Raw genomic sequence first — 26,193 nt, 5'->3', positions numbered from 1 at the left:
ATTAATTGTTGTTTTATTGGTTTGTTGTGGGTCGCCCACAAAGTGGGCGACCCGAAATCATAGGGCCATAAAGGCCTATGGTACGCCGTTATCTACAAGCGCACGGATTGTAAGAACACCCGTCGTTGGAGAACCAACTGTGCCGCCAGCGAGTTCGCCGTCAATCATTGACACGCGACACGCTGTTCCGACAGGACCGTCACAGATTGTGCCCGCGCTTGGTAGAGCCGGTGAGAACGATGGTGATCCAGAGAAACCAGAGAAGCTGGCGCTAATAAACTCTAGGCCTGGCTGTAGGTTATCGCCGATGTCAATATCAGTAGCGAGCGCGCTACCTTCGTTTTCCACGGTAATTGTGTATTCAATACACGCACCTGGAATGGCATATTGCTCATTCGCGGGTGTGGCTGGTGTGCCTGGAATTGTTGTACATCCAGATCCGTCTTGTGAGAACACAGAGACAGCTTTGACCGCAGAAATATCCGCCGCGCCAACTGTTAGTGTATTCGTCGCAGAGTGGTCACCTTCATTCGCGTTTTCATTTGCTGTGCCTGAATCATCAGCCAAAACGTTTTCAGTCGCGTTAATGTCGTTGATACCATCAGCATCTGGACCCACAGCTGTCGTCGAGCCGCCACCTTCTAGCGTATCAGCAACAAGTGTGATGTCGGCTGTTTCACCGTCCACTGCGCCTGCTGGCACATCGCTGGAAATGATAACGTGTAAGAAACCATCGGCAGGAATATCAGGTGTTGACGTTCCAGCTGTGTAAGTGATCGGCGCGCCGTCATCTCCACCTGGTTCATAGATGCCGTCACCGTCATCAACGTAATATGTGATAACAGCGCCTGCTGTGTTGAAGTCGTCGCCGCCTTCTTGAACAGCCGTCAACAAATAACCATGCGTGTCGTTACCTTGGTTTGTCACGCGGTAACGCAGTGGCTGTGCCGTTGCACCTGGTGCAGACGGTGTTACAGGTGCAAATGATTCCACCAGAACATCGACCAGACGGTCAACGCGGAATGTTGTGTCCGCTGGCGGTGTCACAGGCGGCTGTGTGACGCCTCCGACATCATATGAGAGTGTAAATGTGTTGGATACGAGTGTATCCGCAGCAGTACCCGCAGCAAATGCGTTGCCCGCCGTAAAGACTGTAAGCGCAGTGGCGCCCAGCAAGCCTTTCATTAGAGTTTTAGTTTTAGTCATAACCCACTTTCCTTTTCGAGTTGGTATCATCGAATATAAGGAAAGGTGGTTAAATGAGGCCAAAGAAGTATGGTTAAAATAAAATAAAAATGCCCTTAATGGGGCTTAATAAAATATCAAAAAACTCAATAAAAACAATGTTTTACAGGATTTCAAAATTGATGGTATTAAGGCTCTGTTTACACAATTATAAATTAATGCTTGGCGGCTCAAAAGTCGGGCCCTTTGATAAGGATCAAAAAAAACCGACCCTAAGGTCGGTTTTTATAAGCAATTTTTCAGTCGGTATTATTTCAATTTGGCAGCGAAAGAAAGCTGCCCAGTTTCGCCTGCCGCGACGGGACCTGGTATAGTCCAACGCACGTGGGTGATGTCATCAGCGCCCGCAGCCCGTACTTCACCAGCTTGCGTCATAACCATTGTGGCTTGGCGCGTGGCAAAGGATTGCCCACTATCAGCAGAATAAACCACAACAGTTCCAGGCCGGTCAGCAGAGCCTTCAACGAAGGTGACTTGTTCAGGAACAGGCATGGTCAAAACAAGATTGTCCGCCGCCTGACCATCATCATTTACAAAATTAAGTGTGTAAACAATGGTTTCGCCCGGTACGACGGTATCTGCCGTTGTGCGGATGATTTGTGTTGATCCATCATCTGTGATGACAGTTTTTTCTTTTTCAATGGTCTGAGTCGCTGATAGGGCGTTGGCGAAAGAGCCTAAGCTTAAAGCGGCCAAGACAGTGACGAGGGGGGAAAATTTACGCATAATATCCTCTTGGTTAGCGTCATATATGGCTCAAATATAAAGCCCTATGATTAACGGAAGGATAAACGCGGTAGAAAAAAGGCAGTCTTTTAATTAATTATCAGACAGTATCTCGACGATATTAATCAGTGGTTGCAGGCGGCGGTATCCGTGCTGGCGGTGCCGCAGGGCGGGCAGGGGCTGCATTACTGCGGGATTGGCTAAGCGCCAATGTGTTAGCTTTTGTTGTCTGACTATTATGACGATCACCGCCGCGACGTCGGTCCATAACAAGGTGGTAGCGCCCGTTGCGCTGTTGTTTTATCAATATGCTCACAGTTTTTGACTGTGTAGATTTTGCATCAGAATTTTGAATATCCCAAGCGCGTGTTGTTCCGCGCACAGTAGGTTTCAGATCATAGAGTTTAGTAATTTTTTGACTCAGCGCCGCCGCCGCGTCTTTGTCATTAGTCGGCTCAATTATAAATTCACAGACGTCGCCATGGTCAAACACCATCTTAAGCGAGGCTTCACCTGCAATAACATCAACAAAAGGATCCGCGGCATGGGCAAGCGGTGCCGTGAACAGCAAAGCTGCCGATAATACTAATGTCGAAACTATATCTGCACGTGTGATCATATTGCGATATTACAGACCGTATCTTAAAGACTGTTAAAGACGCTGCATTTTGATGAACAAATCTAAAAGGTCATTACCCTTGGCCTTGTAAGAATTGTTCTAAACGGCTTGAAAAACCATCATCTCGGGTAAGGTAAGGAATAATCATGACCAGCGCTGAAAACACGCCTTGGTCAATTAGGGATTTAGGCGACGCCATATTATACCGCAGATCATGATATTGCAGCCAGAATGTAAAATGCTGTGCGAGCCGTTGCGACAAGGCGGATGCTTCGCCCTCTTCAAATTCTAAATGCCCCGCCTCCCGCAACGTATTCAGCAGCGCATAAGCGGTTTGCTCTTTGAGGGCTAAAAGCCGTGAAAAACGTGCGCGGAGTTCAGGGTTCCTTGCAATTAACTCTGAGAGGTTTTTATAAAAAAACCGGAAATCAAAAATTTCTTCAAATATGATGTAAAGATAGACCCAATTATCAGGCAAGCTAAGCGGGGCGTTGACGGGAGCTTTGAGCACCATACGAATTTCATCATCGAAATCCTCAAATAGGGCGGTTATAATTTCGTCTTTGCCCTTGTAATGATAATAAAGATTGCCGGGGCTAATGCCCATGACAGAGGCAATATCCACAGAGCTGACCTGGCTTTCGCCTTCATTATTAAACAGGCCTAGCGCCGTGCGCAGTATTTTTTCTTTGGTCTTAGAACGCTCTGCCACGACCGCTTAGGACTTTTTGCCCTTGGGCGTTTTGGGCGGCGTTTTTGACGGCATTTTTTCTGTCTTTACCGTCCGTACCGTTTTAGTGGCCGTTGTCTTTTTCGGAGCGGCCTTTTTCGCTTTGGGCGGATCGAGCAAGGCAAGCACCTTATCCAATTTAGCTTCAACGGTATCAAGACGGGTTGAAAGGCTTTCAGTGTCAAAGCCGTCGTCGCCACTTAAAGCGCCTTTTGTGCCACCCATTAGGCGTGACCGCATTTTTTTAATCCGGTCATCAAGCTGAAGATTGGGGATAGATGCTTTATCGCGGACTTGCTTAGAAACCTGTTCCGTGACTTGCTTGGATTTGTGCTCAAAGGCCATTTCCATCATCTCGCCTTTTTGGACAAGTTCGTCAAAGACATCGCTGGATTTTCCGCGCACGTCTTTCAACGCTTCTTGGGCTTCCATAAAAGCACGGCCATAAGCCCCAATGCCAGCGAGCAATATGCGCCGCGCTGCTTCGCCAGTTGAGCGGCTCTCGCTTTGCTCACGTTTATCGGAGGCTTTATTATCGGGTGTGTTTTTATCAGTTCCGCTCATATTTGCTCCTAATGATGCCATCCAACATAAGTCTCTTTCACAGAGGGTAGCAAGACGGGTTCAACGTCAACATGGACTTCGGGCTCTCCAAAGAAATCGCGGATCATATCAATGGTTTCTTGGCGGCGGGTCAGTAAGAACAAATGCCCCGCGCCGTGAATAATTTTCAAACGAGAGCGCTTTAACATCATATGCAGAAACCGCCCGTTGACGACGGGAACGATGTGGTCCTTATCACCCATTATCACCAATGTCTTGGCTCGAATGCGCCGAATAAACGGCAGCGATGACCAACCGACCATTGCGCCTAATTGAAATAGATAACCTTTCACAGAGGGCGGCATCATATTAATCGAAAACTCGCCTACACCTTCGCTGGCGGCATCGCCGTATAATGTCTCAAAGTTCTTGGCCAGAAAATCACGGTCAATATAGCGTTTAGGCGACATCATCTTTGACAGCGCTTTGGGATTACCTGGCACCATAGTGACGCCCGTTGTTGTCGCACATAAAATCAGGCGGTGGGTCATGTCTTTATTTTGCCAGGCAAATTGCTGTGCCGCGCCCCCGCCCCATGACACGCCCAAGACATCAACTTTGTCATAGCCATTGTCAATCAGGATTTGTTTGGCCGCTTTGGCAACCCACCACGGACGATATAAAAATGTTGGATCAGGCGAGCCGCCCACGCCAGGCATATCAAAGGTGATGATATCGCGACCCGTAAAGGTGTCGGCAAAGGTTTGCGCTATTTCAAGGTTTGCGCCAATGCCGTTGAAAAATAAAAGTGGTGTGCGTTTACCAAACCCTTTATCGGCTCCGCTCCAAATCGCTGTCCGAAGTTTTTGATTACCAATCTTTGAAAAAAAGATACGTGGCAGATTGGGGTGAAAATCACTCATGATGGGTCCGTTTTCCTTCAGGTCGCCATATTGTGTCGACCATATCGCCGGTTCCCCGGTCTGTTGTTTTGTGGTGGCGATATTCGCCGCCAAAGTAAAGTCTGCGCTACAGCGCTTAACAGTCAGTAAAGACGAAGCCTGACCTAGGTAAAGACGTATTCCCCAGGCGCTTTCACCAAGGGTGGGTAGTTTTTGCTGCCAAGGCTACGCGGTGATTTTTTAAGCTCACCAGAGCGCTCGGATAAAAAGCTATCCCACCGTGGCCACCAGGAGTCCTGTACGGGCTTTGCTTTGCCCATCCACTCATCGGCTGTTTCGGGGTAATCGTCAGATATGAAATATTGAGATTTTGGATTGCCCGGCGGGTTCAGCAGGGCCTGTAAATGGCCTGAATTGGATAGGACAAAATCAATTTGCCCGCCAAACAGCCCAATATTGCGGTAGCACGCTTTCCACGGAGTAATGTGATCCGTAACGCCTGCAACCATGAAGCCGTCTTGTGTGACAGATTTAAGGTCAACGATATGGCCCATAAACTCGACTTCGCTGTCCGCGCGGAAACGCTTGTCAGAGAAAATATCAAGATAATCAGAATGTAGCTGCGCAGGCAAATTCGTGCTGTCGTTATTCCAAAATAACACGTCAAAGGGCGGCGGGTCTTCGCCGAGTAGGTAATTATTGACGACATAATTCCAAATAAGGTCATTCGGCCGCATCCAAGCAAAAGACCGTGACAGCTCTTCGCCCGACAAAATCCCTTTTTTACGACTGTTCTTGCGTGCGGCTTCAATGGCGCCATCCGTCACAAATAGACCAACTTCGCTATCGGTCTTCTTGCCGTCCAGCACACAGACCATTTGAGTAAAGCTATTGACGCGGTTGTCCCCGCGCGCAGCAAGCTCTGATAATAGGAGGGCCATGGTAATGCCGCCCGAACAGGCCCCTGAAATATTGATGCGTTGCACACGACAAATTTTGCGCATGACATCTGTGGCCTCGATTAAGGCTTGGACATAATTCTCAAGCCCCCAATGGCTGTGTTGCCGCGTTGGATTACGCCATGATACGGCAAAAACTTGATATCCGCGTGAAGCAAGGAAGCGCACAATCGATTTATTGGGCGCTAAGTCATTGGCGTAAAATTTATTAATCTGCGGCGGAATAATTAAGATAGGTGTCTTATACACCTCATCTGTTGTTGGCTCATATTGTAACAACTCCAGCATTTCATCTTTATAAACAACCGCACCTTTGGACGTTGCCAGATTTTCTCCGACTTTGAACGGGCGGCCATCAACTTGGCTGGGCATACCGCCATTATGCCGTAAATCGTCATAGGCATTTTGCAACCCTTTCAGCAGGCTGCGTCCCCCCGTCTCATAGAGCTTTTTCATGGCAGCAGGGTTGCCTAATAATGTATTTGTCGGCGCAAGGCTATCAACGACAAGATCCAAAACAAATTGCGCGCGTGATTGATCCGCAGGATGCATACCGCTATCGGCTATCCAGCCGTTAAGTTCGCGGCGCATAGCCAGCCAGCTTTGCAGGCCACGTTTATAAAGTGGGTTTTCTGACCATGTCGGGTCTTTAAAACGGCGGTCTTTGGCATGTGGAGCGAGTTCTGATGTGCCTTTGGCGATTTCCAGCATTTCTTTGCCGTAATTGCGTAAATGCTTGGCAAAGGGTCTCGGTTGCTTGGCGGCATATCCCGCCAAAAGGCCTATAGATTTCACAACTTCGCCGCGCCGGAAACCAACAAGCGAATTGACGGCTGTCGGTGTCTCTGATGCTTTTTGCCCAACTGATTCTGGTGTGAGTGCCATAGTGTTTCCCCGTTATTTTCGTTAGCTTAGACCGTTTTCACGCGCGAGTCTAAAAGGAAAAATTCGCGTGAAACAAAAATGGCGCGGCTGTTGGGGGGCAACAGCCGCGCCGATGCGCTTAGGGGTTCTTAAAATCATAAGAACAGGGGAGGAGAGAGACCTAAGCGGCTTTCGTTGACTTTTCGGTCTTCATTGACGCAGCCGCTTTTTTAGCAGGCTTAGCGGCTGATTTTTTCGCCATTTTAGCAATCTTTGTGTGAAGGGCTTCAACTTCGGCTTCCAGCTCTGACACGCGGTCGTTAGATGCGGTTGGCATCACGTCGCGCACTTTGGCAGCACTTGTTGTGTAAGTCGCAGAGACTTTGCTTTGTGCTGTTTTCAAGCTTTGCGCTGCTTTAGCTTCAATCACTTCGCCGCGTACGACCAATGTGTCAAACAGACCATCAGTCGATGATTTGACTTGGTCAAAGCGTGTTTTTGCGCGGGCATAGGCTGTGCCGTATAGACCCAAATAGGCCAATGTGCCTTTGCGAAGTGTCTGGCCGATGTTGAGTGTTTTTGTGTCGACTGTCTCTGTTTTTGCTTTAGCCATGATGGCCTCCAATGATGTGCATGTCAGATATATCTGATACGCGTTGTTTCGTTGATACAGATATAGATATAGAAATTAGAAAGCGCGTCCTAAACTGCATTTGGGTCTTTAACTAAGCGTTATGCGCGATGCTTGTCCTGTTTAGCTCAATCTGTTATAACCACTAAAAGGAGATCAATATGACTTATTCCATTAAAGCTACACTTGCCGCAGCATGTCTGTGTGCCGTTTTTGCAACGCCAAGCTTTGCCACTGATAATAAGACAAAAACAGCGGAACCATTGACGGCCAATTCGACGGCAGAACTCAAGAAAAAATTTCAAGGCAAGCACATTGATCAACTCCCCGAAGCCGAAGAAGCGACAAAGGCTGTCGACAATCCCGACCGTGTCGTCTGTAAAAAAATTGACAGACTAGGAACACGTCTTAGAAAGCGTAAAGTCTGTGCCACGAAAAAAGAGTGGGACATGATGAAAACTAACTCTGTTAACGCTGTTCGCCAAATGCAAGTGACACGCGCCAGAACCGACTAAAGACGTCCATGTTAGGTCTGTTCAAGTAATCATGGCCAGCGCGGCTAGTCGCGTGCTTTCAACAGACTCCATAGCTTTGAAATCATCAGCAAAGCGATGGCACCGCTTATGGCTCCGGCTGAATTAGCGACTTGGTCAGCTAATGACATGCTACGCCCTGTTCCTAATGTCCCTTGCGCGATTTCAACCGCCCCGCCCCAGAAGGCGGTTAGGACGATGACCCACAATAGCTGCATTTTTGGGACCGTCATACCCAAAGCGACCGCCACGCCGAAATAAGCGGCGAAATGCATCAGCTTATCCCAGTAGCTAAAGCCAACGCCGGCAGCGGGTACAAGGCTTTGCTGCGTAATTAAGGCTATAAGCGCGATAAACCCCACGCCGCAGAGCGCGTTAAAAACGCGGTTGTGAGGCCGCGGATAAGAAGATGCAGAAATCATAAGACAGCTTTACAGGTTTACGGTGTTAAAAATATGACGGTCCATCAACGTCAAAGCCGTGAAGCGCTTTAGCTTTGGCGGGCGTGCTAGCGCAAGGTTGTTAGGTATAAAGTGTTTGATGGCGCGCACCAATACCCGCGTGCCAGAATTTATAACCGAGGTTTGAAATGCGGTGTTTCTCGCGCTTGCGGCGAGCGGCGCAAGCCCGCGCAAAAGGTAAACCAAAAATGCAAATAAGCGATATCTCATATCCGTGCTTTAAGTCCCTGCCCGCCATGATACAAGCCTTACGCGGTTGTGCTGCTGTCATTTCTTCTGATAGGATAAACTCTATCCCGAGGTGGTATAAAATTTGCAAAGAAAACTGATATTTAGCTATACCAATTTGAATAAAGCTCGCCTATAGACACGCGCAGCGAAAGGCGCGCCTTTTGCGGGCGCATAGTATAAAGGCAATTATATGACACAGAAGACCGACGATCTTATAGCCTTTGTTCGCTCTCTTTATGGTGATGAATTTATTCCTTTGCACCGTCCCGTCTTTAATGGGCGAGAGCGGGACTATCTCGTGCGCGCTGTTGATAGTAATTTTGTGTCCTCTGTGGGTGTCGAAGTTAACCGATTTGAAGATATGGTGGCGGACTATACTGGCGCGAAATATGCCATTTCCTGCGTGAACGGGACGGCCGCTTTGCATGTGTCGCTAATTTTAGCAGGCGTGGAGCAGGGCGATGAAGTCCTCTCGCAGCCACTAACCTTCATCGCAACGTGTAACGCGATTAGCTACACAAAGGCCAAACCGGTTTTTATCGATGTTGACCGCGATACAATGGGCATGAGCCCAAGCTCTCTACAAGCGTGGCTGACCGCCAATACGCACCAAAAAGACGGTCACTGCGTTAATAAAAACACAGGGGCCGTTGTTCGAGCTTGTGTGCCAATGCACACGTTTGGGCTCCCGCTTCGGATCAAAGAAATTGCTGATATTTGCAAAGCACATAATATTGTCTTGATAGAAGACGCTGCCGAGAGCCTCGGCAGTTGGGTCGGGGATACCCATACGGGAAATTTTGGCGCACTCGCCACGTTGAGCTTTAATGGCAATAAAGTGATCACGACTGGCGGCGGCGGCATGATTTTGACCAATGACGAAGCGCTAGCCAAGCGCGCCAAACACATGACGACAACGTCAAAAATTCCCCACCCTTATGAATTTGTCCATGACGAAGTTGGCTTTAATTACCGAATGCCGGCCCTTAACGCCGCGTTAGGCTGTGCGCAGATGGAAATGCTGCCGCAAATGCAAGCCATCAAAGCAACGATTGCAAAGCAGTACCAAGATTACTGTGCGAAAAACGATTGGAACTATGTTCACCCGCTGCCCGGGACAAAAGCTAATTACTGGCTGAACGCCCTATGTCTTGATGACCTGGCAACGCGTGAGGCGTTCCTTAAGCAGACCAATACGGCAGGCGTGATGACGCGTCCCGTCTGGCGGTTGATGAACGAGCTGGAGATGTTCAAAGATTGTGAACATGACGGCGTCGCGAATGCGAAATGGCTAGAAGCGCGAATTGTCAATATTCCGTCTAGTGTCCCCGATGCCCAAATAGAGAGCCTAACACTGTGAATATTCTAAATGTTATTGGTCGTCAGGACCTGTTGTTTAAAAATGATATTGCCAAAAATGAGGCTGAACTTTCAGCGCTTGTCGCTAGTTCTCGCTTTCTTGTGATCGGCGGGGCGGGTACAATCGGCCAAGCGGTTACGCGCGAGATTTTTAAACGGAACCCGCGCGCACTACACGCCGTTGACATATCAGAAAACAACCTTGTCGAACTTGTCCGCGATATACGATCCACACTGGGGTATATTGATGGTGACTTTAGAACCTTTGCGCTCGATTGCGGATCCCGCGAATTTGGCGCGCTTCTCGCGATGGAAGACGGTTATGATTATGTTCTAAACTTGTCGGCGCTTAAACATGTGCGGTCGGAAAAAGATCCGTTCACTTTGATGCGCATGATAGAAGTCAATATTCTTAACACCATTAGTACATTGGTTCAGGCCAAAGCCGGCGGTGCAAAGAAGTACTTTTGTGTCTCGACCGATAAGGCCGCAAACCCCGTCAATATGATGGGTGCATCCAAACGCATCATGGAAATGTTCTTGATGCAAGAAAGCGTTAATATCCCAATCTCCACGGCGCGCTTTGCCAATGTGGCCTTTTCTGATGGTTCATTGCTGCACGGTTTTAATCAACGCTTTGCCAAGCAGCAGCCAATATCTGCGCCCAATGATGTGCGCCGTTATTTTGTCGTGCCGCAAGAGGCTGGCGAGCTCTGCCTGATGTCATGCTTGCTAGGTGAGAACCGCGATATTTTCTTCCCAAAAATGTCCGAAGCCCTGCAACTCACCAAGTTTTCAGACATTGCAGTCAATTACCTTAATAATTTAGGATATGAGCCCTATCACTGCGGCAGCGAAGAAGAGGCGCGAGACCGCGCGCCAGAATTGATTGCGCAGAAACAATGGCCCGTTTATTTCTTTAGCTCTGATACGACGGGTGAGAAAAGCTATGAAGAATTTTTCACAGAGACTGAAACTTTGGATATGGACCGGTTTGAAAATCTCGGCATCATCAAAAATAAACTCGAATTTGACGCGTCGCAACTCGACGGATTTTTGAAAGCCATCGCCGATATTCGCGCTGGTGATACATGGGAAAAGGGCCCTATCGTGGATTTATTCAATGCCATGATTCCGAACTTTAACCATATGGAAACTGGCCGTTATCTTGACGGGAGAATGTAATGCAGCGGTTTTTTGATATACTCTTCTCTGGTCTTGCGCTTTTATTTCTCATTGTCCCGTTATTAATTGTTATGGCTGTTTTGCGGTTCTCTGGCGAAGGTGAGATTTTTTACATTCAACAACGCGTCGGTAAAAACGGCAAAATGTTTGGCGTTTATAAATTCGCGACGATGTTAAAAAATAGCGCAACAATTGGTACTGGCACGGTTACAGTCAAAGACGACCCGCGTGTGCTGCCTTTTGGTAAATTCCTGCGCAAAAGTAAAATCAATGAGTTGCCGCAGCTCTTTAACATCTTATTTGGTAGCATGAGCATCATTGGCCCGCGGCCCCAAACGCAGCGCTGCTTTGACGCGTTTCCGGATGATATGAAAGAGACGATTTTAAAGGTGACGCCAGGCCTGTCTGGTATTGGCTCAATTGTCTTTCGTAACGAGGAAGACATGATGGACACCGCGAAAAATCCAGAGGCGTTCTACGATGATGTTATCATGCCTTACAAGGGTGAGCTGGAAAAATGGTTTGTGCAGAATAATTCGCTCTTTGTTTATTTTGCCTGTATTTTCCTCACCGTTTGGGTTGTCCTGACGGGTAAGGGCGGCGCCGTTTATGCAGCATTTTCAACATTACCCAAACCGCCTGAAAGTCTGCAAGACGATATTATGGGTGCACATTAAGCACTTTTGGCGACCGCTCTGTCATGAACAAAAAGAACATTTCATCGAACAGTGGCACATATTTATCTTGGAATTAGCGAACTGAGTTCGGATAAACGTGTCATTATTACACTGTGGTCAAACGTCTTTTCTTTAGTTCCTTGACGCGAAAATCACGGCTGTATTGAGTAGCGGGACGGTTCTTAGGAACTCACGGAAGGCGACGCGACCTGCGCTGTCTTGGACAAAGATAACGTCATTTGGAATTATTTGCGGGTCTTCTGCGCCGAACCGACGTATATCTTTAAGATTCACCTCACGCACTTTGCGCTCGCCGTTAATACTCCGCACAATGAAGACGGAATTACCAGTAGTGGAGGTTTGATCAAGCCCCTCGGCTTGTGCAATCGCCTCTGACAGGCTGATAATCTCGCTTACTTCAAAAACGATAGGTTTATTGACTGCGCCGTCCACCACGACACGCCCCAGTGGCTGCGACTCAATTTTGACGTTGATGCTAGGGTTGCGCAAATACTCTTGGCCGTAACGTTGTGTGAGGCGTTGTTGAAGCTCTGTGGTGTTCAGGCCCGCGACCTGAATGGTGCCGATTAGCGGGAAAGTGATATTCCCCGCGCGGTCCACGATGTAAGTGCTACTCAGAGAGTCGACATCATAGACTTCTATCTCGGCGCTATCACCGATTTTAAAGACGTCGCGCGTCACAGAGCGGGCGATTGTGTTGATATCCACTTCGGGGAAGGCTTCTACCATAGGTCGAGCGTCAGAGGCGGCGCTAGACTCCGCTTGTGCGTAACCAGCCTTACTATTCGACACTCCGTTAGCTGTACTTACGCAGGCGGTGAGTGTGAAACCCATTATTGCTGTCGCGCTTACCTTTAGAAGACTTCGGCGGCTAAATGTGGCCCAAGATTGTGAATAGCGAGTATTTACCATAACGTTTTTCCATTTAGTGCCCACACTTGAGTGCAGTCTACCCGTGGCACGAGGTCCGTAGCTTGGGCGTGCCGCACAGGCCCTGCTCCATAGAATAGTTTTGCCTGAAAATCAAAGTCTTAAACAGTGCCCTTACACCGTAAATCTTGTTGTACTTCAAGTTTTAACTGCAGCTAATAACATTAAGCTATTGAATTCACATGCTGAACTGCGATAAGGACGGTTGTGCTTCAAATGCATGGTTATATGCAAAATAAGTCAGGCATGTTTGAGAGTGAAGGCTGTTTATGTCTAATGAGTATAATACACCGCGCCGCAGTCAATCTGGGCCTTCGCGTCAAGGGCAGTCAATGACTGAAAACTATGCCTCACAAGGGGGGGCTGCGCGCCTAACTGATCGGCTTGATACAGCCAACCGGGGCTCAAATGACAGCAACACTGGGCTTATTAGTTTTTGGCAAGTTATCAGTGTTTTGCGCCGTTGGTGGTGGCTAATCGCGCTAATTATGACAATAATCACAGCCGTGACGGCTGTCATACTATTTCGCATAACGCCTGTTTACCAGGCCACAAGTCTTTTGGAGGTCCGTCAAGAAGAACGCAATGTTATTGATGTGTCAGCTGTTGAAAGTGTCGTAGTTGACCGGGAGTTCCTCACGACTCAAGTTGAGCTTCTTCAAAGCCAAAGCCTAATTCAGGATACAATTGAATCATTAAATCTACTCTCTGATCCTTATCTCGCGAATGTTGAGAGTGAGGAATGGAGCAGCCTATCACGCGAACAACGCATGCGCTCAGTTGTAGATCGTTTTGACCAGAATTTAAACGTCAGCACTGTTGGTCGAAGCTTGTTGATTGAGGTCAGCTTTGACCACGCGAACCCGCGCAAAGCCGCCGAGATTACCAATGCGCTGACCGAGAACTTTATCTCTAATGGCTTGGCACGAAAATTCAATTCGACCGCCTTTGCGCGCGATTTTTTGGAAGAACGTTTAAAAACAGTACGAGCCTCGCTGGAGGCCGCTGAGCGGCAGCTCGTGGCTTATGCGACAGAAAACGGTATCATTATCGTTAGCGGCGAAGACCCAGAAGAGAGTTCGGGGTCCCTTGATATCACGGCGCTTAAAACATTAAGTGCCGAGTTGACCACGGCCAGTATTGAACGCGTCAGCGCCCAAACCGCTTATGAACAATCCGCGTCGAACAATTTTGGCGCAGATGTCCTAGACAGTGATGCACTCTCTCGGTTGAAATCAGAACGTGTGGCCCTCAACTCTGAATATCTTGAAAAACAAGCATTATACAAACCTGGCTTCCCAGAGATGGTCGAGCTTAAAGGTCGCATTGATTTGTTTGATAAAGAGATTGCCATGAAAACCGCTGAAATCGTTGATGCACAGCGCGTTGATCTCAAGCTTGCATATGAGCAAGCCTTGTCCAAAGAACAAAATTTAGCCGCCCGTGTGCGGGCCTTGAAGGCTTCCGTCGTAAACGTGCGTGAAAAAAGTATTGATTACAATATCCTCCAGCGCCAAGTGGAGACAGAACGGACTCAATATGATGCTCTGCTCGCACGGCTCAAAGAAGTCAGCGTTTCGGATGATCTAGGCTCTAATTTGGTTGAGGTCGTTGACCGCGCCCAATCACCCAAAAACCCGTTTAAGCCCGACCGTTTGCGCGGACTTTTATTAGCCCTTCTCTTAAGTGGAGGCCTTGGCTTTGCCATCGCTTACGCCATTGAAATGATTGATGATCACGTCAAAAGTCCTGATGACGTTAAACATAAACTAGGCCAAGTCATAATGGGCGTGATACCCATGGGTAAGAATCCCGAAGATTTTGCAACAGAGCTTGCGAATCCGCAAACGACCACGGCTGAGGCCTATGCATCTCTGCGCACGAACTTACAGTTTTCAGGAGGGGACGGGGGCCCCCGTATTATCCAAGTGACGAGCACCCGAAGTGGTGAAGGAAAATCTGTAACCTCGCTTGCAACCGCCTTACGCTTTGCCGGCGCGGGTCACAAAACGCTGCTGATTGATGCGGATATGCGTTTGCCCACCTTCCTCGATGGTGCTGGCCAGCGGAGTGTAGGTTTGTCTGGTGTGCTTACCTCTAGCACCGAGTTTAAAGACGCGGTTAAATCTACCAAATATGATCTTCTCTCGCTGTTACCCAGTGGCACAATTGTGCCCAATCCGTCAGAGATACTCTCCTCATCGCGTTTTGATGCTCTGCTCGACTGGGCTTCTGAAAATTATGATTACGTCATCGTCGACGGTCCACCCGTGTTAGGGCTCGCCGACGCACCTGTGCTAGGCGCAAAGGTAGATGCTACCTTGCTGGTGGTGGAGACGGGCCGTTTGCGCACGCCAAACATCAAAGCGTCACTCGACCGCTTAGTGAGCAGTGGCACCAAAGTCTTAGGCGTTGTCCTGACCAAATACAAAGCCCAAAACAAAGGGTATATGGACTATTACCAATACAGCTACGGCAACGACGCTTCCCAGTATAAGACAAGCCAGAAAAAACAAACACCAGAGCGCAAAGCCAAAAGAAAATTTTCTCTAACATAAACCAGGAAAGGCGCTATCCAGCGCCGGGTAATTAGCGACTAATATCAATGGCACACATTAGGACATTTTTACCTTTTTCTTTGACCGCTGCTCTCATGCTATGCCTTGTCTACGCTATTACATTTGTTTTTTATCCAAACGTTGATCTAGAAACAGATGAGGTTACTTGGGGATATGAAAGTGCCGATCATATCCTTGAGCTTAACCAAGCTTTGATCAAAAGCGCGCTTGAGGCGAACACTCCAAATACTGTGATTGAGCGCAATGCTGACCGCGTTTTAATGCGGCTCTCTATCGAGGATGAGGCCTATGCCCAGTATTATGCTGCGCGATATTTGGCGAATAATGAGGCCGACAATAAAAGCTTTATAAGTTTTGCGCGCCGGTTAAATGCGCGCAACCGCGGGGTGGCAACTGTGCGGCTAGCTTGGGCCATACAAGACAATGATATCGACACAATATTTTCTGAAATCGGGCTATTATACCGCCTGAACGAATCTAATCGAGATTACTATATAGCGGTGCTGTCGGGTTTATTTCAAAACCCTCCGACATCGCCAGAGCTTTTATCTTACCTTGACCAAAAGCCACTACCACTTTGGGCTTATGAGTTTTTGTTCCAAGAGACTACGGCAACGACAGATGATAACCTTGGTACGCTCGAGGCGCCCCTTTCATATTTTGCACGTCATAGCGACAATGATAATTTAATTGGCGCTTTATATTCGCGTTATATCTCGCGGTTGATCAAAGCCCAAAATTATGACCGTGTTAAACGCATATGGAGAGAGCGCAGGCCAGACGGCATCCCGGGCGGGACTGCGGCGCAAGCTGTCTTTAACCCTAATTTTGTAGCTCTTAAAAATCAGCCAGCCCTAAACTGGACATTATATAACACGCGCGACGTGTCATCCGAGTATGAAAGCGATAAGGGTGCTTTTTTCTCCTTCCGTGGTGACGACCTGTCAGCTGTAGCCAGCCAATTTATTTTTCTGCCCGTTGATTATCAAAATTACAGCTTCGCTATCACAGGAACTCACAAATATGACGAAAAAAAAGGTAACTTTTATTTAGAGCTTCGCTGTTCGGCTAATAATCAATTGCTATCGAGAAAAGAGATAAGGCAAAGCTTAACAGCTCAAACGTCGCTATTATTGCCCTTGGAGGCAAAAGATGAGCCGTGCGAATTTGCATATCTAAACATAGGGGCGCGTTCGGGGGTATTTCCACAGAGCATTACAATGACTGTGACCTCACTCACTTTGGAACCCGCAGGGTAATGCGACCGCAACTATCAGGACAATTATGCAGACAAAAGTGACATCTTGGCGTCTGACAGCTTACCTTATGCTTTGCGTGATTTTGGGCGGAACGGCCCAATCTATCATGAGTTACAAAGCCCCGCTTTATCTTTTGTCTGTGATTTTTTTAGGATGGATCCTTATCGATCGGGACCGACACAGCTTGCGTGAATTAATATGTCCGCCCCTGTTGTTTTTGGCGCTATTACCGTTTCTTTTTATTTTATACCTCATACCCTTGCCCGCCTGGCTTTGGTCCGAATTGGCATCTAAATCTTATGTCATTGAGGGCTACCGCCTGACAGGGCAAGACCTGCCCGCGCTGCCGTTAAGCATCGCGCCAGAGAAAACGATGTATGGATTATTTGCCTTTCTGCCGATCCTTACAACTGCATTAATCGCGCGCCTTAGTCGGACCCCCAAGGAATTAAAACGGGCGTTACTTAGCGTGCCAATCATTGCCGTCGCAGTCGCGTTTTTGGGTGTGTTGCAAACCTTTTTGGGCGACGGTTATCTTGTGCTCTATGAGGCTTACACCCTTAACCGTCCTGTCGGTATTTTTTCAAATACAAACCATCTTGGTACATTTTTGGCCGTGGCGCTCTCATTCGCGGCAGTCAGTATTTTTCAACACCCCCGCAAACAAACAGATAGAGACAGGGCCAAGCAGAAGGCATTATCAATTGTTTTAATTATTCTAATGATTTGCGTGGGACTTTTGACGGGCTCAAGTGCCGCTTATTTGCTTATCATTCTAAGTGCGTCGCTTAGCCTGTTATGGTTTAGCCGTGGAACATATGGCAAGGGCGCCATTTTTATCTGTTGGGGTCTTGGAGCGTTCATCTTCGCCATAGATTTTTTCGTGCTGAGTCGTGAGTTTACGACTTTGCTGAGTAAATTTTCCGTCGAAACATCCATTTCTAGGGTCAGAATATTTGAAACGACATGGGAGGCCATCAAGGAAGGCGGGCTTTTTGGCTATGGTCCGGGGAGTTTCAGTGAGGTGTATAAGATCTATGAACGTGAGGATGAAATCATCACAAGATTTGCCAATGAGACCCACAATGAATATTTACAGCTTTGTTTTGAATTTGGGATATTTGGGTTCCTTTGGCTTTGTGGCCTAATTGTTTGGCTATGTTCGCAAGCTTGGCGGTTACTGCGCACCAGCCGCCGTAAAAGCTTAACGCAAAAAGCCTGTTTGATTGGGTTGACGATTATTGGCATCCACTCTTTTGTGGATTATCCGCTGCGCACAATATCAATGGCGACTATCGCAACATTACTCGCCGTTGTGCTGGTAAATCATGGGCGTCAACGCAGTTCATCGGCGTAGTAATTTTTATACCATTCAACGAAACGCGCCACCCCGTCGCTTACCGACGTTTTGGGCTGATATCCTGTATAAGCCATCAAAGCCTTCGAATCCGCATAGGTATCAGGCACATCGCCAGGCTGTAATGGCAGAAGATTTCTAACCGCCTGTATACCCAATGCGGCTTCGATCGCCTCAATGTAATCATTTAAAATTATGGGCGCATTATTACCGATGTTAAATATACGGTAGGGCGCAGATGAGGTCGCTGTATTGGGCTGATCTGATGACCAGTCTGGATCAGGGCTCGCAGGCCGGTCAATCACGCGAACGATACCTTCGACGATATCATCGATATAGGTAAAGTCGCGGCTGTGATTGCCGTTATTAAAGACGTTGATGGGCTTCCCCGCGAGTATGTTTTTTGTGAACAAAAACAGGGCCATGTCTGGTCGCCCCCATGGCCCGTAGACAGTAAAAAACCGTAACCCCGTCGTGGGGAGACCAAAGAGATGACTATAGCTATGTGCCATCAACTCATTGGCTCTTTTTGTCGCGGCATAAAATTGCAGCGGGTGATCGACATTATGGTTTTCTGAAAATGGCATATTAGTGTTGGCCCCATAAACACTTGAGGTCGAGGCATAGACTAAATGCTCAACGCCGTTATGGCGGCAGGCTTCAAGAATATTCGTAAAACCCACTATATTGCTTTGGACATAAGCATTTGGATTAATAAGACTGTAACGAACGCCTGCTTGGGCCGCTAAATTTATGACGCGTGTCGGTTTATAGTGTGCGAAAATAGCGTTTACTGGGTCGCTCTCAGCGATATTGATCTCATGAAAATGAAACGTGCCTTTTGACTTTTCCGCATGCGCCCTCAGGGACTCTAGCCGCGCATGCTTGAGTGAAACATCATAATAATCATTGAGATTGTCGAGCCCAACAACAGTGTCTCCGCGTGATAGGAGAGCCTTTGTTGTAAATGAGCCAATAAAACCCGCAGCGCCTGTCACAAGAATAGTCATAAGTTCACACTCATATTATTTACCGCTAGCTCCATTGAACTCACGCAGCCTTTACCCTCATCTCCAGCTAGGGCTTAAGCCACGCTGCGCACGTCATGAGTGAGCTCTATTTTGAACGCTTCTTATGCAAAAGCAACAAGCATGAGAAGGCCTATGGCTCCAGCTTGCCCTAAAATCCGTATGCCTAGAATGCTAACAACGATGCGATGTAAGCGGTCATCTTTTTTATCTATTAATTTCGCGAGGTAATTTTCGATGATAAAGACATTGATAATGGTAAATAACGTATTAAACAAAAACCCCGTATTAGACAGCGTCATACGGTAGTCTGGGAATTTCGCGCTCAAGAGCAAAGGGATGGTCAGGCCCAAAAGATTAAGCATGGTCGCTGCGAAGACGCAAAGCGCTAGCAGGTCTTCTTGGCGTTTGTGCTCCACCCGCCCGGCACTACGTACCTCGGCAGTCAGTTCTGTTTTAAAGCGTCTAAAATATACAGAAAAAACGCCTATATTGACAACGGCCAAGGCGCATATGGTTCCAATGAAAAACGATGACAGCCTTTGCGGGCTAATACCTGTATCGATAGCAAATGCTACAAAGACAAAATAAAGGACTGCACCAAGGCGGTTGATAACCATGATTTTCATGGCTGAATTATATCCGCTAGCGACTTTTGCTTTCATCGCGCCATCATATTTAGCCAGAATTTGAAGCTGTTCCATGATGACGGCTAAGAACAACCCGCAGGCGGCAATAAAGACAACTATCGTTAAATTGCTACTGACAATGTCAAGAAGTGACTTAAAAAAATCGGCCATTACGTCGCCTGTTTCCTAGATGTCATAGCGTCACAATTATCCTTAATGACGTGCGCGCGGGAAGCACCGAACAATTGATTGCCCGTACCGACAATTAAAAACATGGTTGCCATTTGCTTGCCTGATCATCTTCGCGGTAAATTTGCCGCGATAAATTATAACGGCTTCTAGGGGCTAAGGCACTCCGCGTAAACAAAAATATTGGGCTAGGCGGTGGCCGTTATATAGAAGTCAAGGCCCCGCCTATTTTGCGCCTTAGTCAATAATGCTATTGTCGGAGATACGCCGCCAATCCGTCCCATCAGAAAATGCGGGGACAGGGCCGCCTGCTGCGTCAGAAACGAAAATAATCCGCCCCGCGCCAGCCGCAGGGAGAAGGGCCTTGGTATAGACGGCAAGCCGCGCGGCGCCGCCAAATATGGCCGTTTTATCCGCACCCACGCGAAAGGCATCGCCCCGGCTTGCGGGTACCGTGCCGATGGACAGAAGATCACCACTTTGGCTAGTTGAACCGTTCACTTCAAAAACGGTTTTGGTCGCTGCCCCGCCCCAATTACTGACTGAAAACTGTGTGTTTGACAGCGTAAAACCGACATGCGCGCCGTGCGTTCCAGACCCAATGACAAGGTCCGCGCGGCTTCCATTTTTAACACCCTCTAATATTGGCGAACTAGACAGGGCAATGATGCGAACACCCGTTTGGGTGTCCGTTGTCATCAATCCAAATTGGCGGTTATTCGGTGTGTTGTGATTTAAGTAAAACCCGACACCGTCATTTTGGTCCGAGGACCCTGATAGTGCGGTCCCGCGCATGGCAAAGGCAGGGCCATTGGCCGCCGCGCCGATAAGGGCAATATCAAGCGGCGCATCTGGCGTGTGCGGCGTGGATACAGTCCCTGTGGTTCCGTCAATGTGAATGGCATCCTTCCAAACCGTGCCATCAGAACAGGTTTTAATCCGGAAATCATTATCGCCAATCAGGCCCATTTCCGCATGCCCGGCCCAACCAGATTGAAATAAGTGGGATGCCGTTTGTGACGCTCCAGATTTATTTGCCTTTACATAAACACTACCCGTGCCGTCATCATCATAACTAAAAAGAACCGCGCTTGATTTCACGGATAAGCGATTATCGCTATCGGCTGTGGTATTTATGCCTAGCTGCTGCGGCGGTTCAGAAAGATCGGATCCCGTATCAGTAATCCATGATGTACCATCAAAAGCAATATGATGGTTTTGCGAGCACAGCCACACGCACCAGCCTTTCTGCGGCGGATAGAAAAACCATCCCTCATCAGCATAAGCCGCAATTGCGTTGGCATGGTCTGCCCATGACCCGGTTGGCGCATTGCCAACAACATAATGGTCGCCATTTTGCGGGCTGCTTGGCGGGGTGACCACGTCCCAATCAATCACATGGGCTTGTACAAGAACGTCAAGCCGCCGCAGGCTTTCATTGACGGTGACATGTTTTTGGGCTTGGCCCGGTGCGATATAGGGAAGGGAGAGTTTGACTGTATTATCCATGGGAAATCCTTGTTTTTTTAAAGGATAATTGGCTTTTCTTCTAAGGGAGGCTAACGCGTGGTTACGCGCGTAAGGAGAAATGTTCGAGCCGCCTAAACCAGACTGTAAGCATCTGTTTTAAATTCTTTTTTTTTGTAAAAATATTGCAGGCTAGGGGTATAAATAGGGTTTTGAATAGTCTAAGGGTGCGTGAATTTAATAAAGCGGAGCGCGAGGCCACGATGTCCAAAAGAAAATCAGCCCTTATTACAGGTATCACAGGTCAGGATGGGTCCTATTTGGCCGAATTCTTACTTGCAAAAGGCTATGAGGTTCACGGTATCAAACGCCGTGCGTCGTCCTTCAACACGCAGCGTATTGACCACATTTTCCAAGATCCGCATGAGAATAACAAAAATTTATTCCTGCATTATGGTGACCTGACGGATAGTTCAAATCTAACCCGCCTTGTACGTGATATCGAACCTGACGAGGTTTATAACCTTGGTGCGCAAAGCCATGTTGCTGTTAGTTTCGAGAGTCCTGAATATACGGCCGACGTGGATGCCATAGGCACGCTTCGCCTTCTAGAAGCCATTCGGTTTTTGAAGCTAGAAAAGAAAACTAAATTTTATCAGGCTTCGACCTCAGAGCTATACGGCTTGGTACAAGAGATTCCACAACGCGAAACGACGCCGTTTTATCCGCGCAGCCCCTATGCGGTGGCAAAGCTTTACGCTTATTGGATCGCTGTGAATTACCGCGAAGCTTACGGTATTTATGCGTGTAACGGCATATTGTTTAACCACGAAAGCCCGCGCCGCGGCGAAACATTTGTAACGCGCAAAATTACGCGTGGCCTTGCCAATATCTTTGTGGGTCTCGATAAATGTCTTTATATGGGCAATATCGACGCGCTTCGGGATTGGGGCCATGCCAAAGATTTTGTGCGCATGCAGTGGATGATGCTGCAACAAGATAAACCGCAAGACTTTGTTATTGCGACGGGGAAACAATACTCTGTACGCCAATTCATTAGCTGGTCTGCGGCTGAGCTTGGCCTTACCATGCGCTTTGAAGGCAGCGGAACAGAAGAAGTTGGCATTGTTGACGCAATCGCTGATGATGCAGAAACAGATTTAAAAGTCGGCGATGTCATTGTGCGTATTGATCCAAAATACTTCCGTCCAACAGAGGTTGAAACTCTATTGGGTGACCCGTCCAAAGCCAAAGCAGAGCTTGGCTGGGTACCAGAAATCACCTGCGAAGAGATGTGCGCCGAGATGGTTCGTGAAGATCTTAAATCCGCGCGCCGGAATCTATTAGTCGAAAAACACGGCTACGGCTTACCGCAATCTCACGAATTATAAGACGGGGATCCGGCGTGGCGCAGCCAACATTATTTCTGACGGGCGGCAATGGCATGGTTGGCCGCAACATACGCGGTAGCCAGCATGCTGGGGGGTGGAACATTGTGTCCCCGTCGCGTGCCGACCTTGACCTTACGGACGGGAAAGCGGTTGCTGGGTTTATTAAAGACCTTGCGCCCGACTTAGTTGTTCATAGCGCGGGCAAAGTTGGCGGCATTGCGGCTAATATGGCCTCGCCCGTTCAATTTCTGGACGATAATCTTCTCATTGGGCGTAATGTTATCATGGGCGCGATGCGTGCCGATGTGCCCAAATTAATTAACCTGGCCTCGACCTGTGTGTATCCCCGCGAAGCGGAAAACCCGCTTTCTGAAGATCAAATTCTCGAAGGGCGGCTAGAACCAACGAATGAAGGCTATGCGCTGGCGAAAATTGCGGCGCTGAGGCTGTGCGAATACATTGGCCGAGAACGTCCAGAGCTGCAGTATAAAACGCTTATCCCGTGCAACCTCTTCGGAAAATATGACAAGTTCGATCCGCATAATTCACATTTAATTCCAGCCATAATCCACAAAGTGCATATGGCAAAGCGCAAGTCAGAGCCCACGGTTGAAATATGGGGCTCAGGCGAAGCGCGTCGTGAATTTATGTATGCGGAAGACCTCGCTGATTTTATTTTAGAGGCCGCACCCAAAATTGATTCGCTACCGGCCTTGATGAATACGGGCGTTGGTGTTGATCACAGCATTAACGATTACTACGATACTGTGGCCAAGGTCATTGGATGGACGGGTGAATTTACCCATGATTTATCTCGCCCCGTTGGCATGAACCAAAAATTATGCTCGACGGCACGTCAAACGCAGTGGGGTTGGCAGCCTCCAACATCGCTTGAGCAAGGCATAGAAAAGACTTATGCTTTTTATCTGACCACCCCTTACGCTGACCTATAGCTTTTAAAGGATTTTATCATGGCCGCACGTTTTCCCCTCGCGACATCCACATGGGATGACAAAGAATACGCCGCTCTACAGGCTGTCATTAAAAGTGACATGTTCTCCATGGGCCCCAAGGTTAAGCAGTTTGAAGAAGACTTCGCCAACTTCTTTGGCAGTGAATATGCCATCATGTGTAACTCTGGTTCCTCCGCCAATTTATTAATGATTGCAGCGTTATTTTATACCAAAGACCCTGCAAAGCGCTTGAAGGCGGGCGACGAAGTTATCGTCCCTGCTGTGTCATGGTCGACAACTTATCACCCTCTTCAACAATATGGCCTGAAGCTTAAATTTGTTGATATTGACCTTCATACGCTAAACTTTGATTTAGACGCTCTGCGCAGCGCGGTCACAGAGAATACACGCATGATTTTTGCCGTGAACCTCCTCGGTAACCCGAACGATTTTGATGTCATCAATGATATTATCGCTGGTCGTGATATTGTTCTGATTGAAGATAATTGCGAGAGCCTCGGCGCGACGTTTAATAGCAAGCAAGCTGGCACATTTGGCCTAATGGGCAGCTTCTCTTCATTTTTCTCTCATCACATTGCAACCATGGAAGGCGGCATTGTCACCACAGATGATGAGGAAATGTATCAATTAATGCTCTCTATTCGGGCGCATGGCTGGACGCGTAACTTGCCTACAGAAAACTTGTTGACGGGGACGAAAGACTCTGATCCCTTCAATGAGAGTTTTAAATTCATTCTGCCAGGATACAATTTGCGCCCCCTTGAAATGTCAGGCGCGCTGGGTATTGAGCAAGTGAAAAAAATACCAAGCATCATTGGTGGACGCCGGGACAATGCGGTAATTTTTCAAAACGCGATGAAAGATAGCGATAAATTCTATATCCAACAAGAGATTGGCGAGAGCAGCTGGTTTGGATTTAGCCTCGTTATTAAGCCTGAGTATAACAAAACGCGCAAAGAAGTGATTGATATGTTGCGCGCTGAAGGGTTTGAGTGCCGTCCGGTGGTTGCCGGTAATTTTGTGAAGAATGAATGCATCAAATATTTTGATTATTCAGTTCACGGCACTCTGGATAATGCTGATTATATTGATCAGCACGGCCTCTTTATTGGTAATCATCATTACCCCATTAACGAAGCCGTTGATGTTCTCTCTAATATATAACGCTGAGCTGCATTAGGTTTAACAGTGAGGCCGATATAAAGTCTCGTTATCAGGCTGGTTGACTAAGCGGATGCACGTAGCTAAAGGGTTCACGGAAGTTAGAATGAAAGAAACTTCACCATTTGAGGAAAATAGGGCGTAGTTTTACTCAGTGATGCAATCACATTTGTATGTACATTCTTACGGCTATCACTGCATTGTAAATTGAAAAACTGTCTTTGCAGAGTGTTTTATTTTTGTCAATTTTACAAAGTGAATCGTGTTAAAAGGAAATAAACTGTGACAAAGAAAATTGGATATACATCAGGTGTATTTGACATGTTTCATGTAGGGCATTTAAATATTTTAAAGAATGCTAAAGCGGGTTGCGGTGAGTTAATTGTAGGGGTTAGCTCAGACGAACTTGTAGAGAGCTATAAAGGCAAGACGCCAATAATTCCGCATGAGGATAGAATGGCAATTGTTGGGGCCATTGAATTTGTCGATAAAGTTGTTCCTGTGCACGACCGAGATAAGTTTGGTGCATGGGAAAAGCATCAATTTGATTTAATGTTTGTTGGGGATGATTGGCGAGGAAAGCCCGTTTTTCTTGATGCGGAAGCACGCCTCCGTTCGGTCGGTGTTGATGTTGTTTATTTCCCATATACCAAGAAAGTATCGTCCACTCGTCTTACGGAAATTTTGGAATTAATTAATGAAAACGAGTATAATTCATAATGACTGGCTTGGACGCGCTAAAAGATAAGATCGCGATATGTGTGTTATCTTATGATGGGTCGAGTGATTTATGGGACCCATTTTTTGATTATTTTGATCGTGCATGGCCCAATTGCCCGCTTCCATTATATCTGCTGACGAATTTTAAAGACTACGATAGAGATGGAAGGGTGACGACAATCAAGGTTGGCGAAGATGTCGATTGGTCCAGCAATATGTTGCGCGGCTTGCCCGAAATACCACAAGAACGCATACTTTTTATATTTGACGACTTTTTTGTTAGAAAGGTCAATATAGAAAGACTGACGCATGCGATAACTTTGGCCGATAAACACGATTGGCCCTATATTACGATGCACCCAAATAATTATCAAACCGACCGGGTGGCGCCTGGTGTGAAAAAGATATCGGAAACGGGTATTTATCGGTGCACCCTCGTATACGGCTTATTTAAAAAAGACACACTGCTTTCCCTATTGAAAGCCGGAGAAAGTGCCTGGGACTTTGAGATTGAAAGCGGTAAGCGCGCGAGAGGTATAGATCTATATTCCGTAGATAAAAAAGTTTTCAAAGACTATCATCTATTAAGAAAAGGCTTCTGGATGCGCAGAGGCTATTCAACGCTTAATAAAGAGTATGAATTTAAAGACCGGCCTGTAGAGACACACTTTAATTTTTTAGTGCGGGAAACGAAAGAGTTTTTATTTAGGCTTTATCACCGGACTGTACCGCCGACAATCATTGAGAGAAAAGAGAAGCGGCGAACCGATAAATAGCCAAGCAGCTAACGCTCACGTCAAAAGCCTGACAAGTGGCAACGAAG

General features: G+C 47.5%; 26 protein-coding genes. 12 read left to right on the top strand and 14 right to left on the bottom strand.

The window, feature by feature from the left end; genetic code table 11:
* Positions 1-75 precede the first annotated feature (75 nt).
* The 8 genes from AB6B37_RS14330 to AB6B37_RS14295 form a co-directional block, all read right to left on the bottom strand.
* Positions 76-1,206, bottom strand: coding sequence for a hypothetical protein (locus tag AB6B37_RS14330; RefSeq protein WP_371396520.1), 1,131 nt, complete (start codon positions 1,204-1,206; stop codon positions 76-78).
* 288 nt (positions 1,207-1,494) lie between these two features.
* Positions 1,495-1,971 (bottom strand): hypothetical protein, encoded by a 477-nt coding sequence (locus AB6B37_RS14325; RefSeq protein WP_371396519.1) that lies wholly within the window; start codon positions 1,969-1,971, stop codon positions 1,495-1,497.
* 121 nt (positions 1,972-2,092) lie between these two features.
* Complete coding sequence (locus AB6B37_RS14320; RefSeq protein ID WP_371396518.1) at positions 2,093-2,590, bottom strand: hypothetical protein; 498 nt, start codon at positions 2,588-2,590, stop codon at positions 2,093-2,095.
* 73 nt (positions 2,591-2,663) lie between these two features.
* Positions 2,664-3,302, bottom strand: coding sequence for a TetR/AcrR family transcriptional regulator (locus AB6B37_RS14315; RefSeq protein WP_371396517.1), 639 nt, complete (start codon positions 3,300-3,302; stop codon positions 2,664-2,666).
* 6 nt (positions 3,303-3,308) lie between these two features.
* On the bottom strand, positions 3,309-3,884 hold the full coding sequence (locus AB6B37_RS14310) for a phasin family protein (protein WP_371396516.1): 576 nt from the start codon (positions 3,882-3,884) through the stop codon (positions 3,309-3,311).
* An 8-nt stretch (positions 3,885-3,892) separates the two neighbouring features.
* On the bottom strand, positions 3,893-4,786 hold the full coding sequence (locus AB6B37_RS14305; RefSeq protein WP_371396515.1) for an alpha/beta fold hydrolase: 894 nt from the start codon (positions 4,784-4,786) through the stop codon (positions 3,893-3,895).
* A 143-nt stretch (positions 4,787-4,929) separates the two neighbouring features.
* Positions 4,930-6,609 carry an alpha/beta fold hydrolase gene (locus AB6B37_RS14300; RefSeq protein ID WP_371396514.1) on the bottom strand — a complete coding sequence of 560 codons (1,680 nt, stop codon included), beginning with the start codon at positions 6,607-6,609 and terminating at the stop codon, positions 4,930-4,932.
* 160 nt (positions 6,610-6,769) lie between these two features.
* Positions 6,770-7,201, bottom strand: coding sequence for a hypothetical protein (locus AB6B37_RS14295; RefSeq protein WP_371396513.1), 432 nt, complete (start codon positions 7,199-7,201; stop codon positions 6,770-6,772).
* Positions 7,202-7,380: 179 nt separating this feature from the next.
* Between AB6B37_RS14295 and AB6B37_RS14290 the strand changes: the two genes are divergently transcribed.
* Positions 7,381-7,734 carry a hypothetical protein gene (locus tag AB6B37_RS14290; RefSeq protein WP_371396512.1) on the top strand — a complete coding sequence of 118 codons (354 nt, stop codon included), beginning with the start codon at positions 7,381-7,383 and terminating at the stop codon, positions 7,732-7,734.
* A gap of 44 nt (positions 7,735-7,778) precedes the next feature.
* Here the strand turns inward: AB6B37_RS14290 and AB6B37_RS14285 are convergent, their stop codons facing one another.
* The gene (locus AB6B37_RS14285) at positions 7,779-8,174 is read right to left on the bottom strand and encodes a VanZ family protein (RefSeq protein WP_371396511.1); all 396 of its coding nucleotides are present in this window, start codon (positions 8,172-8,174) and stop codon (positions 7,779-7,781) included.
* Between the two features lie 9 nt (positions 8,175-8,183).
* Positions 8,184-8,423 (bottom strand): hypothetical protein, encoded by a 240-nt coding sequence (locus AB6B37_RS14280; protein WP_371396509.1) that lies wholly within the window; start codon positions 8,421-8,423, stop codon positions 8,184-8,186.
* Positions 8,424-8,634: 211 nt separating this feature from the next.
* On the opposite strand from AB6B37_RS14280, the gene AB6B37_RS14275 reads away from it, so the two are divergent.
* The 3 genes from AB6B37_RS14275 to AB6B37_RS14265 are packed head-to-tail and all read left to right on the top strand — an operon-like array spanning position 8,635 to position 11,665.
* Entirely contained in the window at positions 8,635-9,804 is a 1,170-nt protein-coding gene (locus tag AB6B37_RS14275) for a LegC family aminotransferase (protein WP_371396508.1), read from the top strand.
* Positions 9,801-10,988, top strand: a complete 1,188-nt coding sequence (locus tag AB6B37_RS14270; RefSeq protein WP_371396507.1) for a UDP-N-acetylglucosamine 4,6-dehydratase — start codon at positions 9,801-9,803, stop codon at positions 10,986-10,988. The genes AB6B37_RS14275 and AB6B37_RS14270 overlap by 4 nt, the downstream gene beginning before the upstream one ends.
* Positions 10,988-11,665 carry a sugar transferase gene (locus AB6B37_RS14265; protein ID WP_371396506.1) on the top strand — a complete coding sequence of 226 codons (678 nt, stop codon included), beginning with the start codon at positions 10,988-10,990 and terminating at the stop codon, positions 11,663-11,665. Before AB6B37_RS14270 ends, AB6B37_RS14265 begins: the two co-directional genes overlap by 1 nt.
* Before the next feature lie 132 nt (positions 11,666-11,797).
* On the opposite strand, the gene AB6B37_RS14260 is transcribed toward AB6B37_RS14265, so the two are convergent.
* The gene (locus AB6B37_RS14260; RefSeq protein ID WP_371396504.1) at positions 11,798-12,415 is read right to left on the bottom strand and encodes a polysaccharide biosynthesis/export family protein; all 618 of its coding nucleotides are present in this window, start codon (positions 12,413-12,415) and stop codon (positions 11,798-11,800) included.
* 533 nt (positions 12,416-12,948) lie between these two features.
* Here AB6B37_RS14260 and AB6B37_RS14255 point away from each other — a divergent pair.
* The 3 genes from AB6B37_RS14255 (at position 12,949) to AB6B37_RS14245 (ending at position 17,811) form a co-directional block, all read left to right on the top strand.
* Complete coding sequence (locus AB6B37_RS14255; protein ID WP_371396503.1) at positions 12,949-15,174, top strand: GumC family protein; 2,226 nt, start codon at positions 12,949-12,951, stop codon at positions 15,172-15,174.
* Between the two features lie 80 nt (positions 15,175-15,254).
* Positions 15,255-16,454: a hypothetical protein gene (locus tag AB6B37_RS14250; protein ID WP_371396502.1), complete on the top strand. Its 1,200-nt coding sequence runs from the start codon at positions 15,255-15,257 to the stop codon at positions 16,452-16,454.
* A gap of 37 nt (positions 16,455-16,491) precedes the next feature.
* Positions 16,492-17,811 carry an O-antigen ligase family protein gene (locus AB6B37_RS14245; RefSeq protein ID WP_371396501.1) on the top strand — a complete coding sequence of 440 codons (1,320 nt, stop codon included), beginning with the start codon at positions 16,492-16,494 and terminating at the stop codon, positions 17,809-17,811.
* On the opposite strand, the gene AB6B37_RS14240 is transcribed toward AB6B37_RS14245, so the two are convergent.
* The 3 genes from AB6B37_RS14240 to AB6B37_RS14230 form a co-directional block, all read right to left on the bottom strand.
* On the bottom strand, positions 17,790-18,821 hold the full coding sequence (locus AB6B37_RS14240) for an NAD-dependent epimerase (RefSeq protein ID WP_371396500.1): 1,032 nt from the start codon (positions 18,819-18,821) through the stop codon (positions 17,790-17,792). The genes AB6B37_RS14245 and AB6B37_RS14240 overlap by 22 nt on opposite strands.
* Before the next feature lie 122 nt (positions 18,822-18,943).
* Positions 18,944-19,639 carry a hypothetical protein gene (locus tag AB6B37_RS14235; protein WP_371396499.1) on the bottom strand — a complete coding sequence of 232 codons (696 nt, stop codon included), beginning with the start codon at positions 19,637-19,639 and terminating at the stop codon, positions 18,944-18,946.
* Positions 19,640-19,894: 255 nt separating this feature from the next.
* Complete coding sequence (locus AB6B37_RS14230; protein WP_371396498.1) at positions 19,895-21,166, bottom strand: DUF2793 domain-containing protein; 1,272 nt, start codon at positions 21,164-21,166, stop codon at positions 19,895-19,897.
* Positions 21,167-21,387: 221 nt separating this feature from the next.
* Here AB6B37_RS14230 and gmd point away from each other — a divergent pair, with 221 nt between their 5' ends.
* The 5 genes from gmd to AB6B37_RS14205 all read left to right on the top strand — a co-directional run bounded on the left by gmd (position 21,388) and on the right by AB6B37_RS14205 (position 26,146).
* Positions 21,388-22,515, top strand: a complete 1,128-nt coding sequence (gene gmd, locus AB6B37_RS14225; protein ID WP_371396497.1) for a GDP-mannose 4,6-dehydratase — start codon at positions 21,388-21,390, stop codon at positions 22,513-22,515.
* A gap of 14 nt (positions 22,516-22,529) precedes the next feature.
* A complete protein-coding gene (locus AB6B37_RS14220) occupies positions 22,530-23,468 on the top strand; it encodes a GDP-L-fucose synthase family protein (RefSeq protein WP_371396496.1) in 939 nt (312 codons plus the stop codon).
* 18 nt (positions 23,469-23,486) lie between these two features.
* The gene (locus AB6B37_RS14215; protein WP_371396495.1) at positions 23,487-24,653 is read left to right on the top strand and encodes a DegT/DnrJ/EryC1/StrS family aminotransferase; all 1,167 of its coding nucleotides are present in this window, start codon (positions 23,487-23,489) and stop codon (positions 24,651-24,653) included.
* A 279-nt stretch (positions 24,654-24,932) separates the two neighbouring features.
* Positions 24,933-25,370, top strand: a complete 438-nt coding sequence (locus AB6B37_RS14210) for an adenylyltransferase/cytidyltransferase family protein (RefSeq protein ID WP_371396494.1) — start codon at positions 24,933-24,935, stop codon at positions 25,368-25,370.
* Positions 25,370-26,146, top strand: coding sequence for a hypothetical protein (locus AB6B37_RS14205; RefSeq protein WP_371396493.1), 777 nt, complete (start codon positions 25,370-25,372; stop codon positions 26,144-26,146). The genes AB6B37_RS14210 and AB6B37_RS14205 overlap by 1 nt, the downstream gene beginning before the upstream one ends.
* Positions 26,147-26,193: the final 47 nt, after the last annotated feature.

It is taken from the genome of Fretibacter rubidus, assembly GCF_041429785.1.
Lineage (GTDB): Bacteria > Pseudomonadota > Alphaproteobacteria > Caulobacterales > Maricaulaceae > Fretibacter > Fretibacter rubidus.
The sequence above is the reverse complement of the archived record's forward strand: the minus strand, read 5'-3'. Positions and strand labels throughout refer to the sequence as shown.

What these genes read in the sequence shown, in the direction of transcription:
- AB6B37_RS14330 (WP_371396520.1), bottom strand. Translation starts at nt 1,206, where the DNA reads ATGACTAAAACTAAAACTCTAATGAAAGGCTTGCTGGGCGCCACTGCG.
- AB6B37_RS14325 (WP_371396519.1), bottom strand. Translation starts at nt 1,971, where the DNA reads ATGCGTAAATTTTCCCCCCTCGTCACTGTCTTGGCCGCTTTAAGCTTA.
- AB6B37_RS14320 (WP_371396518.1), bottom strand. Translation starts at nt 2,590, where the DNA reads ATGATCACACGTGCAGATATAGTTTCGACATTAGTATTATCGGCAGCT.
- AB6B37_RS14310 (WP_371396516.1), bottom strand. Translation starts at nt 3,884, where the DNA reads ATGAGCGGAACTGATAAAAACACACCCGATAATAAAGCCTCCGATAAA.
- AB6B37_RS14305 (WP_371396515.1), bottom strand. Translation starts at nt 4,786, where the DNA reads ATGAGTGATTTTCACCCCAATCTGCCACGTATCTTTTTTTCAAAGATT.
- AB6B37_RS14300 (WP_371396514.1), bottom strand. Translation starts at nt 6,609, where the DNA reads ATGGCACTCACACCAGAATCAGTTGGGCAAAAAGCATCAGAGACACCG.
- AB6B37_RS14295 (WP_371396513.1), bottom strand. Translation starts at nt 7,201, where the DNA reads ATGGCTAAAGCAAAAACAGAGACAGTCGACACAAAAACACTCAACATC.
- AB6B37_RS14290 (WP_371396512.1), top strand. Translation starts at nt 7,381, where the DNA reads ATGACTTATTCCATTAAAGCTACACTTGCCGCAGCATGTCTGTGTGCC.
- AB6B37_RS14285 (WP_371396511.1), bottom strand. Translation starts at nt 8,174, where the DNA reads ATGATTTCTGCATCTTCTTATCCGCGGCCTCACAACCGCGTTTTTAAC.
- AB6B37_RS14280 (WP_371396509.1), bottom strand. Translation starts at nt 8,423, where the DNA reads ATGAGATATCGCTTATTTGCATTTTTGGTTTACCTTTTGCGCGGGCTT.
- AB6B37_RS14275 (WP_371396508.1), top strand. Translation starts at nt 8,635, where the DNA reads ATGACACAGAAGACCGACGATCTTATAGCCTTTGTTCGCTCTCTTTAT.
- AB6B37_RS14265 (WP_371396506.1), top strand. Translation starts at nt 10,988, where the DNA reads ATGCAGCGGTTTTTTGATATACTCTTCTCTGGTCTTGCGCTTTTATTT.
- AB6B37_RS14260 (WP_371396504.1), bottom strand. Translation starts at nt 12,415, where the DNA reads ATGGTAGAAGCCTTCCCCGAAGTGGATATCAACACAATCGCCCGCTCT.
- AB6B37_RS14255 (WP_371396503.1), top strand. Translation starts at nt 12,949, where the DNA reads ATGACTGAAAACTATGCCTCACAAGGGGGGGCTGCGCGCCTAACTGAT.
- AB6B37_RS14240 (WP_371396500.1), bottom strand. Translation starts at nt 18,821, where the DNA reads ATGACTATTCTTGTGACAGGCGCTGCGGGTTTTATTGGCTCATTTACA.
- AB6B37_RS14235 (WP_371396499.1), bottom strand. Translation starts at nt 19,639, where the DNA reads ATGGCCGATTTTTTTAAGTCACTTCTTGACATTGTCAGTAGCAATTTA.
- AB6B37_RS14230 (WP_371396498.1), bottom strand. Translation starts at nt 21,166, where the DNA reads ATGGATAATACAGTCAAACTCTCCCTTCCCTATATCGCACCGGGCCAA.
- gmd (WP_371396497.1), top strand. Translation starts at nt 21,388, where the DNA reads ATGTCCAAAAGAAAATCAGCCCTTATTACAGGTATCACAGGTCAGGAT.
- AB6B37_RS14215 (WP_371396495.1), top strand. Translation starts at nt 23,487, where the DNA reads ATGGCCGCACGTTTTCCCCTCGCGACATCCACATGGGATGACAAAGAA.
- AB6B37_RS14205 (WP_371396493.1), top strand. Translation starts at nt 25,370, where the DNA reads ATGACTGGCTTGGACGCGCTAAAAGATAAGATCGCGATATGTGTGTTA.